The sequence below is a fragment of the Streptomyces sp. NPDC046909 genome, assembly GCF_040644695.1.
In the GTDB taxonomy this organism is placed as follows: domain Bacteria; phylum Actinomycetota; class Actinomycetes; order Streptomycetales; family Streptomycetaceae; genus Streptomyces.
Genome location: NZ_JBEYXC010000006.1, coordinates 560,545 through 577,327, shown reverse-complemented (window position 1 = coordinate 577,327; position 16,783 = coordinate 560,545). Strand labels below are relative to the sequence as shown.

The window sequence follows — 16,783 nt, the reverse complement described above, 5'->3', positions numbered from 1 at the left end:
GGAAACCCTTACGGATGAGTCATGTCCATGTAAAGCCCGAATAGTCGCTTTTCTTGCACTTCATGGCAATACTTTGCAAATCCGCAGCGCTCAGTGAGCAACGAGTGACCAACTGTGCGTCGGCTGTGGAGATGTGACGGGGTGCGAGGAGGTTGCCCGGCGGTCGTGTGATCGATCTCGCATCGAGAAGAGACGGGAGAACGGTCGGATGACTTCAGCGACACTGCGCAGGGCGACGGTCTCGGGGGCGGTACTGCTGTCCCTGCTGGCGGTCCCGGCCCACGCCACGGCGGACGAACGGGGCGACACGGTCCCGACGGCCGCCACGGCACTCCCGGCACCCGACCTCACGGGCCTGCGCGGAGTGCTGCGCACCGCCCTGCGCCAGGGCGCGCCCGGTGCGATGGCCCGCATCGACGACCGCGGCACCGTGCGCCGGGTGGTGACGGGCGTCGCCGACCGCAGGACCGGACGGACCATCAGCACCCGCGACCGGTTCCGCATCGGCAGCGTCACCAAGACCTTCTCCGCCGTGGTGCTGCTCCAGCTGGTCGACGAGAAGAAGCTCAGGCTCGACGCGCCCGTCAACCGCTACCTTCCGGGTCTGCTGCCGGACGACCGCATCACCGTGCGGCACGTCCTGAGCCACCGCAGCGGTCTGTACGACTACACCAACGACATGTTCGCGAGGTCGGTCCCCGGCTTCGAGGCAGTCCGCACCAAGGTCTTCACCTACCGCCAGCTGGTGAACCGCTCCCTGCGGCACGCCCGCACCAACCGCCCCGGCGCCGCCTACTCGTACTCCAACACCAACTTCGTGGTCGCCGGGATGCTCATCGAGAAACTGACCGGACGCTCCGTGGGAACCGCGTACCAGAGCCGCATCATCGAACCGCTGAAGCTGCGCGACACGCTGTACGCGCACCCCGACACGAAGATCCCCGGCCGCCACACCCGCGGCTACATGTCACCCGACACGGCAGGCGCCGCCCTCGTCGACGCCACCCGGCAGACGACCTCCTGGGCGCAGAGCGCGGGCGCCCTCATCTCCACCACCGGGGACCTCAACACCTTCCTGTCGGCCCTCCTCGGCGGGAAGCTCGTCTCCGCCAAGAGCCTGGGGCAGATGCAGCGGTGGTGGAAGGTGAACAGCACCACGGCGTACGGCCTCGGCCTGCGCCGCCGGACCCTGTCGTGCGGGGTGTCGGTGTACGGGCACACCGGCGCCGTCCAGGGCTACTACACGTACGCGTTCACGTCGAAGGACGGCAAGCGCAGCCTGAGCGCACTCGCCACCACCTCCAACAACGGGGCCGTGCTCAACACCATGATGGGGACCCTGGAGTCGGCGTTCTGCGGCAAGCGGGCCGCCACGGTCCGGGGTTCGGCGGTCGTCGAGCGGTACGAGGACGTCGCTCCGGGGGTGGCGCGGGACTGACCGGCGGGAACCCCGGTGAGCGGGCGGACGTTTTCCGGACAACAACCCGCCGGACGACATCCTCACCGGGTTCCGCACGACACCAGGACGGCGCGATGACGGAGTTGGTCCCTGGGGGCAACCTGCCCCTCCCGGGCGGTGCCGTGACCGTCCGGGTGTCCGGCCCCTTCGATGTGTCCGCGCTCATCACCGACGACAGCGGCAAGGTCCGGGGCGACGCCGACTTCGTCTTCTACAACCAGCCCACCGCCCCGGGAGCCCGCCTGACCGGCGACACCCTGACCGTCGATCCGGCACGACTTCGCGGCGGCGCCACCCGGATCACGATCGTCGCCAGCCCCGCCGACCCCACCACGCCCCCGGCCCGTCTGCCCGCCCCGGCCCTGCACCTCACCGGCCCCGGCGGCCGCCCGCTGGCCCGCTTCACCCCGCCACGCCCACGGCAGGAGACGGTCCTGCTGCTCGTGGAGATCTACCGGCGCGGCCCGGGATGGAAGCTGCGCGCCCTGGGACAGGGGTACGCGGACGGGCTGGCGGGGCTGGCGCGGGACTTCGGGGTGGAGGTCGCGGACGACACATCAGCGGCGCCGACGGCTTCTCGCACACCGGTCGCCGGGAGCACGCGCCCGGCACCCACCGCACGTAGCACCGCACCCCCCGACCCCGACGGCTTCCTCCCTCTCGTCAACTCCGCCCGCGCCGCCGCCGGTTCCCCTCCGGTCTCCCTCGACGCCCGCCTCGCCTCCGCCGCCCGGGCGCACGCCTCCGCCATGGCCGCGGCCGGACGCCTGGGCACCGAGGGGCGGGACGGTGTCTCCGTGTACCAACGGCTCACGGCCACCGGATACACGTATCTCACCGTCGGCGAGCATCTCGTCTCCGGTCCACGCACGCCCGCCGAGTTCGTCGACTACTGTCTGCGCACCGCCCAGCCCCGGCAGACCCTGCACGACCCGGCCTTCACCCACGCCGGTCTCGCGTACGTCTCCGGCGGCCGCTCCGGCGACACGTACTGGACCGCCCTGTGGGCGAGGCCGCTCGCCCCGGGCGACCTGGCCCGTACGGCGACCGAGGTCGTCGACCTCACCAACCGCGAGCGCACCCGGCACGGACTGCCTCTCCTGGCCCTGGACGCGCAGCTGACCACCGCCGCGCAGGCGCACAGCGCCGACATGGTCGCCCGTGCCTTCTACTCGCACACCGCGCCCGACGGCAGCCAGCCCTGGGACCGGGCCGCCGCCGCGGGGTCCCGGCGCCGTTCGATCGGCGAGAACATAGCCTGTGGTCAGCGCTCCCCCGCCGAGGTCGTGGAGGGCTGGATGAACAGTCCAGGACACCGCGCCAACATCCTCAAGCCCGGCTTCACCCACATCGGCATCGGCTTCGCGGGCGGCGGCTCCGCGGGCACCTACTGGACCCAACTGTTCGGAGCCTGACCAAACCCGACCGAAGCTGACACGATGCCCACATGAAGGGTGACCTCTTTTCCAGCGAGCACATCGTCCAGCCGGCCACGACGCCGGGCATGACGGTCGAGAACGCCAAGTGCGTCAAGTACACGGTGAACGGCGAGATGTTCGCCCGGCAGGGCTCGATGATCGCCTACCGCGGCGATCTCCGGTTCGAGCGCAAGGGCCAGGGCGTGGGCGGCATGCTGAAGCGCGCCGTCACCGGTGAGGGGCTGCCGCTGATGACGGTGCGCGGCCAGGGCGAGGCCTGGTTCGCCCAGGAGGCGCAGAACGTCTTCGTCGTCGATGTCGACCCCGGTGACGAGTTCACGGTCAACGGCCGCAACGTCCTGTGTTTCGACGCCTCGTTGGCCTACCGGATAGCGACGGTGAAGGGCGCGGGGATCGCCGGCGGCGGTCTGTTCAACAGCGTCTTCACCGGACACGGCCGACTGGGGCTGATCTGCGAGGGCAATCCGCTCGTCATCCCGGTCTCGCAGCGCTATCCGGTGTACGTCGACACGGACGCGGTGGTCGGCTGGACCGCCGGTCTGCAGACCTCGCTGCACCGTTCGCAGTCCATCGGGTCGATGCTGCGCGGGGGTTCGGGTGAAACCGTGCAGCTGATGCTCCAGGGCGAGGGGCATGTCGTCGTGCGGCCGAGCGAGGCGACTCCGCAGAAGGCGCAGCAGCACTGACCAGGAAACGTATTTGACCTGCGCGGCGGCCCGGGTGAGGGTTCGAAGTGGAACGCCCCCGCCACCCCGGAAGGTGACTGTGTTGATCGGGATTCCCGAGATCGAAGCCGCGGCCGAGAAGATCGCCGGACATGTCGTCCGCACCCCGACCGTGCCGAGCCCCGGCCTGTCCGAGCTGCTCGGCGCTCCGGTCACCGCCAAGCTCGAACTGCTCCAGCGCACCGGCTCGTTCAAGGCCCGCGGGGCGACAGCGAAGCTGCTGTCCCTCAGCGAGGCCGAGCGGGCCGCCGGGGTCGTCGCGGTCAGCGGTGGCAACCACGGCATCGCCCTCGCGATGATGGCCGCCGCGCTCGATGTGAAGGCCACGGTGGTCATGCCGCGTTCGGCATCGGCCCGTGCCGTGCAGATCGCGGAGGACGCCGGCGCGTCGGTACGGCTGACCGACGGCATGGACGCCGCGTTCTCGCTCGTGACCCGGTTGCGGGACGAGGGACTGACGCTGGTGCACCCCTTCGACGACCCGGTGGTGATCGCCGGACAGGGCACCGTGGGCCTTGAGTTCGCGGAGGACGCGGGGGAACTCACCGACGTCCTCGTGAGCATCGGGGGCGGCGGGCTCATCGCCGGGGTCGCGGCGGCGCTGCGCGCCCGGCGTCCGGGGCTGCGGATCTGGGGTGTGGAGACCGCGGGCGCCCAGGCCATGTCCGAGGCGCTGGCCGCGGGAGGACCGGTGCCGGTGGCGCTGTCGTCGATCGTGACCACGCTGAGCGCTCCGGCCGTGTCGCAGCTGACGTACGACCATGTGGCGGCCCAGGTCGACGAGGTCCTCGTGGTCAGCGACCGGGAGGCGGTGCGGGGCTCGCTGGAACTCGCCGACCACGCCAAGGTGTGGGCCGAGCCCGCCGCCGGGTGTCTGCTGCCCGCCGCCCGGCGGGTGCTGGAGCGGGTGGGCGACGGGGCCCGGCTGGGGCTGGTGGTGTGCGGGGGAAACGCGACGACGGGTGATGTCACCGCCTGGGCACAGCGTTTCGAACTCCTCTGAACAGTCGTCGCCGTTCTTCTGACCGTTCGTCAAATCTCGTGCCGTGACCAGCCGTCAGGAAAAGCACATGGCTTTCAACTGAACGCACCCCGTCACACCCCTCGTACCTGTGGGAAAGGTGAGAGCCAGGGTTCAGCGAGGGAAGACCATGGTCAAGGCGCACGTCTCCACACACGAGTTGGTGGCCGGCAGGTATCGGCTCCTCGATGTCCTCCATCGCGAGACGAACCGCGTCTGCTGGTACGGGGAGGACGTCGAGGCCGGGCGCCCGTGTCTGCTCACGCAGATCGGGCTCCCGCCGGATCCCGACGGGGAGAGCTCGCGCCGTGCCATCGCCCGGGTCATCCGTATGTCCGAGACCATGGGGCAGTTGTGCGTCGGCCGGGTGGGCACGGTCGTGGACGCCGTCGAGGAGTACGGCACCCTGTGGACCGTCACCGAGTGGATCGACGGCACACCGCTGGGCGAACTCCTGGAGCGGGAGGGCTCGTTCAGCCACGTCCGGGCGGCCCGCATCGGCCTCGAACTGCTCGACGTCCTGGAGGCCGGGCACGCCGAGGGCATCACCCACGGCGAACTCAGCCCGGGCCAGGTGTTCGTACGGGACAAGGGCCCCGTCGTCGTCACCGGCTTCGGCCTGACCGGCGCGACCCTCACTCCCCGGGTCAGCGCACCGTCGTACGCCTCTCCCGAACAGGCCCGTGACGAGCGCATCGGACCGGCGGCGGACCTGTGGGCGCTGGGGGCGATGCTGTACGCCATGGTCGAGGGCCGACCGCCCTTCCGCGACCGGGACAGCCCGGAGACGACGTTGAAGGGCGTGGACCGGCTGCCGCTGCGCAGCCCGGTGCGGGCCGGGCCGCTCACCCAGATCGTCCAGGGTCTGCTCCGCAAGAACTCCCGGGAGCGGCTGAACCGTCAGGTGGTCCGCGAGGCGCTGACCCGGATCGTGACCGAGGATCCCGAGGCCGCTCTGGGGGCCGTGTCCCGGTCCCGGCTGCGGGGTCTGTACACGGCCGGGCCGGGCTGGAGCAGACGCACCATGGCCGCCGGTACCGCGCTGGCCGTGGTCACCGTCGCGGTGGCGGTCGTCGCCGTGGCGCGTGAACTGCCCGGCGGTTCGGACGACGCCGCGACCGACGCGGCCACGCCGAGGCCGTCCGCGTCGGCCTCCGCCTCCGTCCCCGGCGCGCAGCCCAGCCAGGCACCCGCCCCCATCCCGACCCCGACCCCCACGCCGACGAAGCCGAGCGCCCCTCCCACCAGTGCCTCCCCCACGGTGCGGCAACCGGAGTTCCAGCACTACACCTCACCGCAGGGCTTCTCCGTCTCCCTCCCCAAGGGCTGGGAGGCGCTGAGCACGACGAAGCAGGACGACCTGGCGTACCGGGTCGTCCTCGGCGCCCAGGGCGACCCGCGCACGCTCGCGGTCACCTACAGCACGCGCGTGGGCGACGACCCGGTCGCCGTCTGGCGGGACGAGGTCGAGCCGGGCCTGAAGCAGACGGGCGACTACGAGCGCGTCGGGGAGATCCGCGCGACGACGTACCAGGGCTACGAGGCCGCCGACCTGGAGTGGCTCTCCACCGTCGACGGCACCCGGGTGCACACCCTGGGCCGAGGCGTCGTCATCGGCGAGGGCCGCGGCTTCTCGCTGCGCTGGACGACCCCGGACGCCGACTGGGACGACACGGCCAACCGGCAGACCCTGGACACGATCCTGCGGACCTTCCGCGTGCCCTCGGAGTGAGCCCGCTCAGCGTGCGTCGCGGGGCGCGCACATCGCGCGGAGCCTGGGGCCGTGCAGCGGCTCGGTGCGCCACCGCGCGGTGACCGTCCGGTCCGCGAGCGAGCAGGTCAGGTCGACGTGGTGCGGTGTCTCCAGGAACGCCACGTCCAGGGCGAGCGTGTCCGGGTCGGTCCACCCTCCGCTCACCGCGGCGGGCACCGGCCCCTCGGTCACCGTCCAGCCCGCCTCACCGAACCGCAGCTCCAGCCGGTGCCCGTCCTCGACGAGGGTCAGAGTCCGGCCCTCGGCGTCGACCTCGACAGCCGTCAGCTCAGGGAGCCCCTCGCAGCCACCGTCGTACGGTGTGAAGGAGACGGCCTGCGCAAGCGGTGCGGGCTTGCCCGCGGCCGGCGGCAGCGCGAGCCGGGCCAGCCGCTCGGCCAGCGCGGTGTCCGCCTTCTCCCGCCCGGGCAGCGGTCCGGCGCCGAAGGCCGGCAGCAGATGCTCCCAGACCAGGTCCAGCACCTTCTGCATCTCGTGCGTCGCCCCGGTGATCGCGACCACCGCGTCCTGCTCGGGCAGCACCAGGCAGTACTGCCCGTACGCCCCGTCCCCGCGGTAGCCGTGCCGGGACATCCAGAACTGGAAGCCGTAGCCCTGCGCCCAGTCGACCCACCCGCCGTCCGGGTTGACGATGTGCGAGCGCGTCCCCTCGGCGACCCACTCCTCCGGCAGCAGCCGCTCGCCCTCCCACACCCCGCGCTGGAGGTACAGCTGGCCGAGCCGGGCGATCGCGTCGGTGGTGGCGTGCAGCCCGCTGTAGCCGAGCTCGCGTCCGGTCCGGCCGCGCAGCCACGCCACCTCGCCGATGCCGAGCGGGTCGAAGAGACGGGGGCGCAGATAGTCGGTGAGCGACTGGCCGGTCACCCGCTGGACGATCGCGGCGAGGGCGTAGGTGGCGGGCTGGTTGTAGGCGAACACCGTGCCCGGCTCACGGTCCGGCGGCACGAGGAGGAAGCCGCGCACCGGTTCGTCGCGGTCGATCGCCCTCGCCCGGTCGTGGGTCTCGGCCTCATGGCCGCTGGCCATCGTCGTGATGTGCCGGACGAGCATCGCGCGGCTGCGCGGGTCGGTGATGTCGGCGTCGAACTCGGGGAAGTACGAGAGCACCGTGTCGTCGAGCCGGAGCAGTCCTTCGGCGGCGGCGAAGGCGGCGGCCGTCGCGGTGAAGCTCTTGCTGAGCGAGTACAGGAGATGCGGGCGCTCGGCGGTGTAGGGCGCCCACCATCCCGACGCCACCACCTTGCCGTGGCGCAGGATCATCAGGCTGTGCGGCTCGATGTCCGGGGCTGCTTCGAGGGCGTCGAGGAGGGCGTGGACACCGGTCGTGTCGACACCTTCGGCGGACGGGGTGCTCATGGCCATGGGGCGAACACTCATACGACCATCCTCTCCCGGCGATCGCGCCATGATCCAGACGCCCGCGAGCCGTTTTCGGTCCCGGAGCCCGGGGACTCGCACCGTATGGTGCAAATCGGATACACGATGATGACCGAGCAGGCCGGGCCCCGTGACCTGGTCGACCATGTGGTGCGGGCCGAGGAGGCGGGCTTCGACTTCTCGGTGACCTCGGACCACTACTTTCCGTGGCTGCGCTCGCAGGATCACTCGCCGTACGCGTGGAGTGTGCTGGGCGCGGCGGCGCAGGCGACCTCGCGGATTCCGCTGATGACGTACGTGACCTGTCCGACCTTCCGTTACCACCCGGCGGTGGTGGCGCAGAAGGCGGCGACGATGCAGTTGCTCTCCGAGGGCCGGTTCCGGCTGGGGCTCGGCTCGGGGGAGAATCTCAACGAGCATGTGGTGGGCGGCGGTTGGCCGTCCGCGGACGTACGGCACGAGAGGCTGGAGGAAGCGGTCGAGATCATCCGGGCGCTCTTCCAGGGCGGTCATGTGAACCATCACGGGACGCACTTCGACGTGGAGTCGGCGCGGCTGTGGGACCTGCCGGACACGCCGCCGCCCCTGGGCATCGCCGTGTCCGGCGAGCAGTCCTGCGCACTCGCGGGCCGGCTCGCGGACCTGGTGATCGCGACGGAGCCGAAGGCGGACCTCCTCGACGCCTTCGACCGGCACGGCGGCACCGGCAAACCGCGCGTCGGACAGCTCCCCGTCTGCTTCGACCCCGACCGGGACACGGCCGTGAAGCGGGCCCATGAGCAGTTCCGCTGGTTCGGCGGCGGCTGGAAGGTCAACTCCGAGCTGCCGCACCCCGATGCGTTCGAGGGCGCCACCCAGTTCGTGACCCCGGACGACGTCGCCGCGTCGATCCCGTGCGGCGCCGATCCGGGCGACTTCGTCGAGGCGGTACGTCCCTACGCGGAGGCCGGGTTCACCGAGATCGCCCTGGTGCAGATCGGCGGCGAGTCGCAGCCGGCGTATCTCGACTGGGCGGAGGAGACACTGCTGCCCGCGCTCCACGACGCTCTGGACCGCTAGACACACAGGGCCTGCCATGAGACACACAGGGCCTGCCAAAGCATCGCCAATGGGTGGATATAGGCTGCCTCCCTGCACGCGTGCAGTCCTACCGGCCCCCACCCAGGAGAGTCACCTGTGACCCTAGCGATCGCCCCGTCCGAGACGTCCGAGGCGTCCGAGACGTCCCCCGCGCCCCTGTCCGACCTCGTGGCGCGGGACGCGCGGGAGTTCGGCGCCTACGCGCGGACCGGCGGCTGGGCCTTCGGCCTGATGGTGGCGCGCAGCGTCCGGCCCGGCGGCCAGGGTGCGGACGAGACGCCGAAGGTGTCGGCGAAGGAGTTCGCCGAGCTGGCAGGCTGCTCCGCCGATCGTGTCATGCGCTACTACAAGGCCTGGGACCGGGCCGCGGACGACGGCGTCGTCCCGCAGTTCGAGGCGCTCGCGCCGGGCCAGGAGGTGGAGCTGCCGGACGCCGACGTATGGCTCAGCTACTACGTGTCCCGCAACAGCGCCACCTCCGAACGGGGCACCGCCATCGCCGAGGCCGCCGAGGCCGAGGGCATCCGTCCCACGAAGGCGCTGGAGGTGGCCGAGAACCCCACCGCGCTGCGCGCCGCGATCCTCGCCGACCCCTCCACCGCCCGCGCCGCCCGCCAGGCGCTCCTGGACCGGGTGCGCGAGGACCCGGAGCTCCAGGCCGAGCTGGCCCGGGACGTCGTGCGCACCGACGACCTGAAGAAGGCCGTCGCCACCGAGAGCCGCTCCGCCGACCGCATCGGCTACGTCCGTCAGATCGCCGAGTCGGGCCAGATCAAGACGCCCGCCGGGCAGACCGTCGACGCGCCCACGGACCTCCGCCAGGAGGCGGAGCGGCATCTGTCGCTCCTCGACGAGCTGGACGAGGACGAGGACACCGGCGAGTGGGCGACCGAGGCCTACGACACCATGAAGACCCTCGTCGTCGAGGCGGTGGAGGCCGATCCCGAACTCCGCGTCCAGGAACGGCGGACGAAGTTCTACAGCAGCCTGCAGAGGGCGACGAAGGTCTTCGAGGAGCTGACCTTCGACGACGCGCAGGACTTCTACGAGGACGACATGGTCTCGCAGCTGGAGGAGTTGCAGCAGGCGATCGGCGCGTGCATCACGGCCTTGCGCGGAGCGCGGGGAAATCACCCGCGGGACTGAGCATTTCGCGCGTCTGAGGGGTACTTGAGGGCAGCATCGCGTCCGTTCTTCCCGGAGGCCCTCAGGTGACCCTCTCCACACACAAGACCTTGGTCGTACAGCTCCAGGCGGGCGACACGGATCGTTTCCCCGTGCTCGCCCACCTGGACTACGACGCCTCCGACCCGTTCGCCGTCACAGCCGTGTTCAGTCACGACGGCCGGGTGCTCGCCCGCTGGCGCCTGGACCGCGAGATGCTCGCCGCGGGGCTCGTCGGAGCGGTCGGCATGGGCGATGTCCGGCTGCGGCCCGTGTCCGCGGGTGCGCGCAAGGAACTGCGCATGGAGTTCCTGGGCGATCCGCTGCCCGGCGGCGGCAGACATCACGCCGTGGTGTTCGCGTGGGCCCCGACGGTCGCGGCGTTCCTGAGCCGCACCTACGAGGTGGTGCTGCCGGGGCGGGAGGAGATCGACGTGGACGACTTCCTCGCCGAGGTCATCGCGCGGGGCTGAGCGAGGTCATCGCAGGGGGGTGAGCTGAGTAGCCGTACTCATGTCCTGGGACGCCCGCGCCCCCACGATGGGGCTCCGACGACAAGGAGCCCGAAGATGACCGCAGTTCGCCGCCCGCTGCCCGCCCTGTTCGCGGGGGTCGTGGCCGTGGGACTGGCCTTGTCCGCCTGGGGCCCGAAGGACCGCACGACCTGGTTCCTGGAGACGGTGTGGGTGCTGATCGGGCTGCCGCTGATCCTGCTGACCTGGCGGCGCTTCCCTCTGACGACCCTGTTGTGCGGTCTGCTGGCCGCCCACGCGCTGGTGCTGATGATCGGCGGCCACTACACGTACGCGGAGGTGCCGTTCGGGAACTGGCTGCGGGACACGCTCGGCCTGGAGCGCAACCCGTACGACCGGTTCGGCCACCTCATGCAGGGCTTCGTCCCTGCGGTCCTGGTGCGGGAGCTGCTGAGCCGTACCTCGCCGCTGCGCGGGAGCCGCTGGCTGGCGCCGCTGACGGTGTGCGCGTGTCTGGCCTTCAGCGCGGTGTTCGAGATGCTGGAGTGGCTGGCGGCGGTGCTCGGCGGTCAGGCGGCGGACGCGTTCCTGGCGACGCAGGGTGATGTGTGGGACACCCAGTGGGACATGTTCTGCGCGCTGATCGGCGCCACCGTGTCGGTGCTGCTGCTGAGCCGCGTTCACGACCGGCAGCTGGCCGCCCTGGGCGTCACTTCGTCGTATAGCGGCGCCGGATCCACAGCGGCAGCAGGAACCAGCACACCAGGTACCACGCGACCACTGCGGTGACCAGCCACGGCACGAAGGGGTCGTGGGTGGCGACGCGCAGGATCAGCAGCAGCGAGGAGGTCGTCGTGGCGAGCAGCAGCATCAGGCCGACGAAGGTCAGCCGGGCCGCCCACTGCACCGCGCGCGCCTTGATGCGCCGCCCGGAGACCAGGCGGTGCAGGGACACCGGTCCGATGAGGGCGCCGGTGGCGGTGGCGCCGAGGACGACCGTCACGATGTAGATGGTCTTCTCGGTGTCGCCGAGGGCCGCGTACTTCGGGGTGAAGACGACGGTCAGCAGGAAGCCGAACAGGATCTGCACGCCCATCTGCGCGACGCGGATCTCCTGCATGAGCTCGCCCCACATACGGTCGGCCCGCTCGTCCTCCGACTCGTCGCGTCCCGTGCGTCGTTCCTCCGCCGCCTGCACCATGCGGGACGGGTAACCCGGCGTCTGATCGTTCAAACAGTGACCGCTCAGACAGTGACCGTTCAGACAGCCGGGCCCCGCCCTCGCGGGCTACCAGCGGCTCTCGACCTGGTCCTTGATGCGCCGGTCGTAGAGGTCACGGATCGCGGTGAGCGTCTCCTCGGACAGCTCCGGCAGCGCGGCGGCGGCCGCGTTGGCGCGGGCCTGCTCGGGGTTGCGGGCGCCGGGGATCACGGTGGTGACACCGGGCTGCTGGATGATCCAGCGCAGCGCGAGCTGGGCCGGGGTGTAGCCCTCGGGGGCGAGGGCGGAGAACTCGGCGGCCGCCTCGACGCCGGTCGCGTAGTCGACGCCGGAGAAGGTCTCGCCGACGTCGAAGGACTCGCCGTGCCGGTTGTAGGTGCGGTGGTCGTTCTCGGGGAAGACCGTGTCCTTGGTGTACTTCCCGGACAGCAGACCGGAGGCCAGCGGCACCCGGACGATGATACCGACGCCCGCCTCCCGCGCCGCGGGGAGCACCTGGGCCAGCGGCTTCATGCGGAAGGCGTTGAAGATGATCTGCACGCCGGCCACGCCGGGCCGGGCGATCGCGGTGAGCGCCTCCTCGCAGGTCTCCACGCTCACGCCGTACGCGGCGATCCGCTCCTCCTCGACGAGGGTGTCCAGCGCGTCGTACACGGCGTCCGTCGAGTAGACCGGCGTGGGCGGGCAGTGCAGCTGCACCAGGTCGAGGCGGTCGACGCCGAGGTTGCGGCGCGAACGGTCGTTCCAGGCGCGGAAGTTGTCCAGGACGTAGTTCTCCGGAATCTGGTCGACCCGGCGGCCCATCTTCGTGGCGACCAGCACATGCAGATCGGGGCGGCCGCGCAGGAACGTGGCGATGGTCTGCTCGCTGCGGCCGTCGCCGTACACGTCGGCGGTGTCGAAGAAGGTCACGCCCGACTCGGCGGCGGCCTCCAGTACCGAAAGGGCTTCCTTGTCGTCGACGTCTCCCCAGTCGGCACCCAGCTGCCAGGTCCCGAGACCGACGACGGATGCGTGCTGACCCGACCTACCGAAAATGCGCTCGTCCATGGCGTCAGTCTGTCATCCGTCACCGCTGTGCGCGGAACGGGCTCCTCCGTCGCCCCACCTGTGAATGATTCACTCACAAGAGTGAACAACGTCGACGGACAAGCGCTCTCTGTCAAGCAGCTCCCTAGCTTGACCCCGTGACTCACAACTGGACCCGCAGAAGCTTCCTCCTCAGTGCCGCCGCCCTGACCCTGGTGCCCGCCGATCCGGCCGTGGCCGCCCAGGAGTTGCCGGGCTTCCCCGAAGACGTCGCCCTCTACCGCTCGGCGTACCGGAACTGGGTCGGCGAGATCACCGCCGTCGGTCTGTGGGCCTGTGCGCCGGCCGACGGGGAGCAGGCGGCAGCCGCCGTCAACTGGGCCTGGCGCAACGGCTGGCGGGTCCGCGCCCGGGGCTTCTCGCACGGCTGGTCACCGCTGACGATCACCGAGGGCACGACGTCGGACGCGCCGGTGCTCCTGGTCGACACGACCGCGCATCTGACGGGCGTGTCCCTCGACGCCCCGCACGCCGTGCGCGCCGGGGCGGGCCTGTCGATGGAGTCCCTGCTGACCTATCTGGAGGAGCAGGGCCTCGGGCTCACCGCCGCGCCCGCCCCCGGCGACCTCACCCTCGGCGGCGCCCTCGCGATCGACGCGCACGGCAGCGCGGTCCCCGCGCAGGGCGAGCAGCGGCTGCCGGGGCAGACGTACGGCTCGCTGAGCAACCGGGTGCTGGCGGTGACGGCGATCGTGTGGGACGAGGGCGCCGGCGCCTATGTCGCGCGGACCTTCGAGCGCGACGAGGCCGACGCCGCCGCGCTGCTGACCCATCTCGGACGGGCCCTCGTCACCGAGGTCGTGCTGCGGGTCGGCGCGAACTCCAACCTGCGCTGTGTCAGCCGTACGGACATCCCGGCGGCCGAGCTGTTCGCCGCGCCCGGCAGCGACGGACGCACCCTCGCGAGCTACCTCGACAAGGCCGGGCGGGTCGAGGCGATCTGGTTCGCCTTCACGGAGTTCCCCTGGTTCAAGGTGTGGAGCGTCGAGCCCACGAAGCCGCTCACCTCGCGGCGCGTGACCTCGCCGTACAACTACCCGTTCTCCGACAACGTCCCGACGCTCGTGGCGGACCTCGCCGGGCGGATGGTCGCGGACGCGGCCTGGTATCTCGCGCCGGTGCTCGGCAACGCTCAGCTCGACGCGGCGGCGCTGGGGCTGGTGACCACGCTGTCCGCCGACATCTGGGGTCCCTCCAAGAACACCCTCCTCTACATCAAGCCCACCACCCTGCGGATCAACGCCAACGGTTACGCGGTGCTCACCAGCAGGGACCAAGTGCAGCGTGTCGTCTCGGAGTTCACCGACTTCTACCGCGAACGGCTCGCGGTGTACTCCGCGTTGGGCCGCTTCCCGGTCAACGGCTCGGTGGAGATCCGTGTGACGGGCCTCGACGACCCGGCCCACGCCGAACTCGCCGGAGCCAGTGCCCCGTTGCTGTCCGCGCTGCGCCCCGACCCCGAGCACCCCGAGTGGGACACCGCGGTGTGGCTGGACGTGCTGACGCTGCCGGGCACGCCGTACGCGGAGAAGTTCCTGCGCGAACTGGAGCGGTTCCTGCTGGACACCTACGACGGCACCGACGCCCTCACCCGCGTCGAGTGGTCCAAGGGCTGGGCCTACACGGAGGACGCGGTGTGGGACGACGAGGAGGTGCTCGGCACGGCGGTGCCCGCCTCCCTCGGCGACGGCGTCTGGGGCCAGGCGGCCGGGATCCTGGACCGGCTCGATCCGCACGCCGTGTTCGGGAACGCCTTCCTGGACCGGCTGTTCGGCTAGTCCGCGGCGGGCGTGAGCTGGGCCTGCACCACAGGGGCGTACCGGTCGGCGATGGCGTCGACCGTACTGCCCCTCAGGTGGGAGCCGCGCGCGATGCCGTACATCACGCCGAGGCCCAGCAGGGTGCCGACGGCGAGTTCGGCGCGCAGGCCCGGGTCGGGGCCGGTGAGCCGGCCGGCGAGGCGTTCGGTGACCTGGGCGCGGAAGTTGGCGCGCAGGATGTCGCCCTGTTCGCCGTGCAGGGGCGCGAAGGCGATCCGCAGCAGGGGGTCGGCGCCGCGCTCGCGCTGGCTCGCCAGGACGTGCCGGACCATGTGCCGGCCCAGTTCGTCCAGCGGGGCGTCCAGCAGCGCTTCCGCGTCGGCCTCGAAGGACATGACACGGGCGAAGAGGGCGTCCTTGTTGCCGAAGTACTTGAGGATCAACGGCGGGCTCACACCGGCGCGTTCGGCGACCGCCTTGAGCGTGATGTCGGCGTGGGCGTGCCGGGCCAGGAGGTAGCGGGCCGACCTGAGGATGGCCGCCTTCGTCGCCTCGGCGTCCCGGCGTGCGGACGCGGCGGCGGTCGGTGGGGTGCTCACGGCACTCATGCTCCCTCCATCACCTCCGTCTTCGCGCTCCGGGCCCGGCGTGTCCCGCCGGACTCCGGGTCGCCGGGAATGCACAGCGCGGTCGCGCTGGCCAGCAGGGCGATCACACCCGCGATGCCGAACGCCACCAGGTAGCCGTGCAGGCTCGGCGCCGCGAGCCCGCCGACCAGGCTGGTGTGGTGGACCAGCACCGCGGCCACGGCGGCGCTCGACACGGCCTGCCCGATGGTCCGCATGAGCACGTTGACGCCGTTGGCCGAGGCGGTCTGTCCGGCCGGGACGGCGTGCAGGATGAGGGTGGGCAGCGCCGAGTACGCCAGGGTGGTCCCGGTGCCCACGACCGCCGCACCGACCATGATCATCCACAGGTCGTGGCTGTCGACGATGCGCACCCCGTACCCGGCCGCGATGACCAGCGCCCCGAGCGCCAGCGTGACCCGCGGTCCGCGGGCGGCCGAGATCCGCGCCGACACAGGCGAGAACAGCAGCATGATGAATCCGCCCGGCAGCAGCACCAGACCGGTCTGCACGATCGACAGGCCGAGCCCGTACCCGGTGGCCTCGGGCGCCTGCACCAGCTGGGCGGTGACCAGCGAGTTGGCGTAGAACGCGAACCCGGTCAGAAGCGCCGCCACATGCGAGAGCCCCACACTGGGCCTCGACACCAGCCGCAGATCGACCAGCGGCCGTTCGGCCCGCAGCTGCTGCCACCACCACAGCGCCAGTACGACGACCGCGGCGCCGAAGAGTCCCAGGATCCGCGCGCTGCCCCACCCCCACTGCCCTCCCTGGGAGACCCCGAGCAGCAGGCACACCAGACCGGTGGCGAGGCCGAGCGTGCCGGGTATGTCGAACCGCCCCGGCTCCCGGACCGGCGACTCCCGCACCGCCCACCAGACCGAGCTGACGCCGACGGCGCCGAGGGCCGCGGTCACCCAGAACATGGCGTGCCAGTTGGCGTACTGCACGATGACCGCGGCGAGCGGCAGGCCCAGGGCGGCGCCGATCCCGACGGTCGAGCTCATCAGGGCCACCGCGTTCCCCCGGCGCTCCGGCGGGAGTTCGTCGCGCAGGATGCTGATGGACAGCGGCACGACGGCGGAGGCGGCCCCCGACAGGGCGCGGGCGGCGATGAGTACCCGGATGTCGGAGGAGAGGGCACACAGCACCGAGCCGACGGCCATCAGACCGAGCGCCGCCATCAGCACCCGGCGCTTGCCGTACATGTCACCGGCCCGGCCGAGGACCGGGGTGAGGACGGCGCCGGAGAGCAGGGTGGCGGTGACCATCCAGGAGACGGTGCCGGGCGAGGCGCCGGTGAGCCGCGGCAGGTCCGGGAGGAGCGGGACGACCACGGTCTGCATGACGGCCATGAGGATGCCGCCGAACGCCAGCACCGGGACGGTCAGCCGTTCCCGCGGGGACCGGGGTATCGCGGCGGGCTCGTCCATCGGCTCTCCAGCGCAGCGTGGGTGAATTTCCATTCACCCTAGCCGGTGAATAGCAATTCACCCAAGGGGAAAAACGGCCTTCCCCGGGCCGTGTCACAGACCGCGCGGCTGTCTTGTCCCAGGGGACGTACAGCTGGACTC

15 protein-coding genes are annotated in these 16,783 nt (G+C 71.4%); 10 read left to right on the top strand and 5 right to left on the bottom strand.

Features of this window, described 5'->3' with window-relative positions:
* Positions 1-208 precede the first annotated feature (208 nt).
* From ABZ928_RS23385 to ABZ928_RS23365, 5 genes are all read left to right on the top strand, one after another.
* Positions 209-1,438, top strand: a complete 1,230-nt coding sequence (locus tag ABZ928_RS23385; protein ID WP_361522109.1) for a serine hydrolase domain-containing protein — start codon at positions 209-211, stop codon at positions 1,436-1,438.
* A gap of 95 nt (positions 1,439-1,533) precedes the next feature.
* A complete protein-coding gene (locus ABZ928_RS23380) occupies positions 1,534-2,874 on the top strand; it encodes a CAP domain-containing protein (protein WP_361522107.1) in 1,341 nt (446 codons plus the stop codon).
* A gap of 32 nt (positions 2,875-2,906) precedes the next feature.
* The gene (locus ABZ928_RS23375) at positions 2,907-3,584 is read left to right on the top strand and encodes an AIM24 family protein (protein ID WP_361522104.1); all 678 of its coding nucleotides are present in this window, start codon (positions 2,907-2,909) and stop codon (positions 3,582-3,584) included.
* A gap of 82 nt (positions 3,585-3,666) precedes the next feature.
* Positions 3,667-4,626, top strand: a complete 960-nt coding sequence (locus ABZ928_RS23370) for a threonine/serine dehydratase (protein WP_361522101.1) — start codon at positions 3,667-3,669, stop codon at positions 4,624-4,626.
* 148 nt (positions 4,627-4,774) lie between these two features.
* Positions 4,775-6,376, top strand: a complete 1,602-nt coding sequence (locus ABZ928_RS23365; protein ID WP_361522098.1) for a serine/threonine-protein kinase — start codon at positions 4,775-4,777, stop codon at positions 6,374-6,376.
* A gap of 6 nt (positions 6,377-6,382) precedes the next feature.
* Here ABZ928_RS23365 and ABZ928_RS23360 read toward each other — a convergent pair whose 3' ends face one another.
* A complete protein-coding gene (locus ABZ928_RS23360) occupies positions 6,383-7,795 on the bottom strand; it encodes a serine hydrolase domain-containing protein (RefSeq protein WP_361522096.1) in 1,413 nt (470 codons plus the stop codon).
* A gap of 84 nt (positions 7,796-7,879) precedes the next feature.
* On the opposite strand from ABZ928_RS23360, the gene ABZ928_RS23355 reads away from it, so the two are divergent.
* From ABZ928_RS23355 to ABZ928_RS23340, 4 genes are all read left to right on the top strand, one after another.
* On the top strand, positions 7,880-8,854 hold the full coding sequence (locus ABZ928_RS23355) for an LLM class F420-dependent oxidoreductase (protein WP_361522093.1): 975 nt from the start codon (positions 7,880-7,882) through the stop codon (positions 8,852-8,854).
* 117 nt (positions 8,855-8,971) lie between these two features.
* Positions 8,972-10,021, top strand: a complete 1,050-nt coding sequence (locus ABZ928_RS23350) for a hypothetical protein (protein WP_361522090.1) — start codon at positions 8,972-8,974, stop codon at positions 10,019-10,021.
* A 65-nt stretch (positions 10,022-10,086) separates the two neighbouring features.
* The gene (locus ABZ928_RS23345) at positions 10,087-10,512 is read left to right on the top strand and encodes an SsgA family sporulation/cell division regulator (protein ID WP_361522087.1); all 426 of its coding nucleotides are present in this window, start codon (positions 10,087-10,089) and stop codon (positions 10,510-10,512) included.
* A gap of 96 nt (positions 10,513-10,608) precedes the next feature.
* Positions 10,609-11,301, top strand: a complete 693-nt coding sequence (locus ABZ928_RS23340) for a DUF2238 domain-containing protein (RefSeq protein WP_361522084.1) — start codon at positions 10,609-10,611, stop codon at positions 11,299-11,301.
* Here ABZ928_RS23340 and ABZ928_RS23335 read toward each other — a convergent pair.
* Positions 11,222-11,713: a DUF6328 family protein gene (locus ABZ928_RS23335; protein WP_361522081.1), complete on the bottom strand. Its 492-nt coding sequence runs from the start codon at positions 11,711-11,713 to the stop codon at positions 11,222-11,224. The genes ABZ928_RS23340 and ABZ928_RS23335 overlap by 80 nt on opposite strands.
* A gap of 87 nt (positions 11,714-11,800) precedes the next feature.
* On the bottom strand, positions 11,801-12,784 hold the full coding sequence (locus ABZ928_RS23330; RefSeq protein ID WP_361522078.1) for an aldo/keto reductase: 984 nt from the start codon (positions 12,782-12,784) through the stop codon (positions 11,801-11,803).
* Between the two features lie 137 nt (positions 12,785-12,921).
* Between ABZ928_RS23330 and ABZ928_RS23325 the strand changes: the two genes are divergently transcribed.
* Complete coding sequence (locus ABZ928_RS23325) at positions 12,922-14,601, top strand: cholesterol oxidase substrate-binding domain-containing protein (RefSeq protein WP_361522076.1); 1,680 nt, start codon at positions 12,922-12,924, stop codon at positions 14,599-14,601.
* On the opposite strand, the gene ABZ928_RS23320 is transcribed toward ABZ928_RS23325, so the two are convergent.
* Together ABZ928_RS23320 and ABZ928_RS23315 are read right to left on the bottom strand one after the other, a co-directional pair.
* Complete coding sequence (locus tag ABZ928_RS23320) at positions 14,598-15,191, bottom strand: TetR family transcriptional regulator (RefSeq protein WP_361522074.1); 594 nt, start codon at positions 15,189-15,191, stop codon at positions 14,598-14,600. The two genes, ABZ928_RS23325 and ABZ928_RS23320, sit on opposite strands and share 4 nt — an antisense overlap.
* Positions 15,188-16,642, bottom strand: coding sequence for an MFS transporter (locus ABZ928_RS23315; RefSeq protein WP_361522071.1), 1,455 nt, complete (start codon positions 16,640-16,642; stop codon positions 15,188-15,190). Before ABZ928_RS23315 ends, ABZ928_RS23320 begins: the two co-directional genes overlap by 4 nt.
* Positions 16,643-16,783 lie beyond the last annotated feature (141 nt).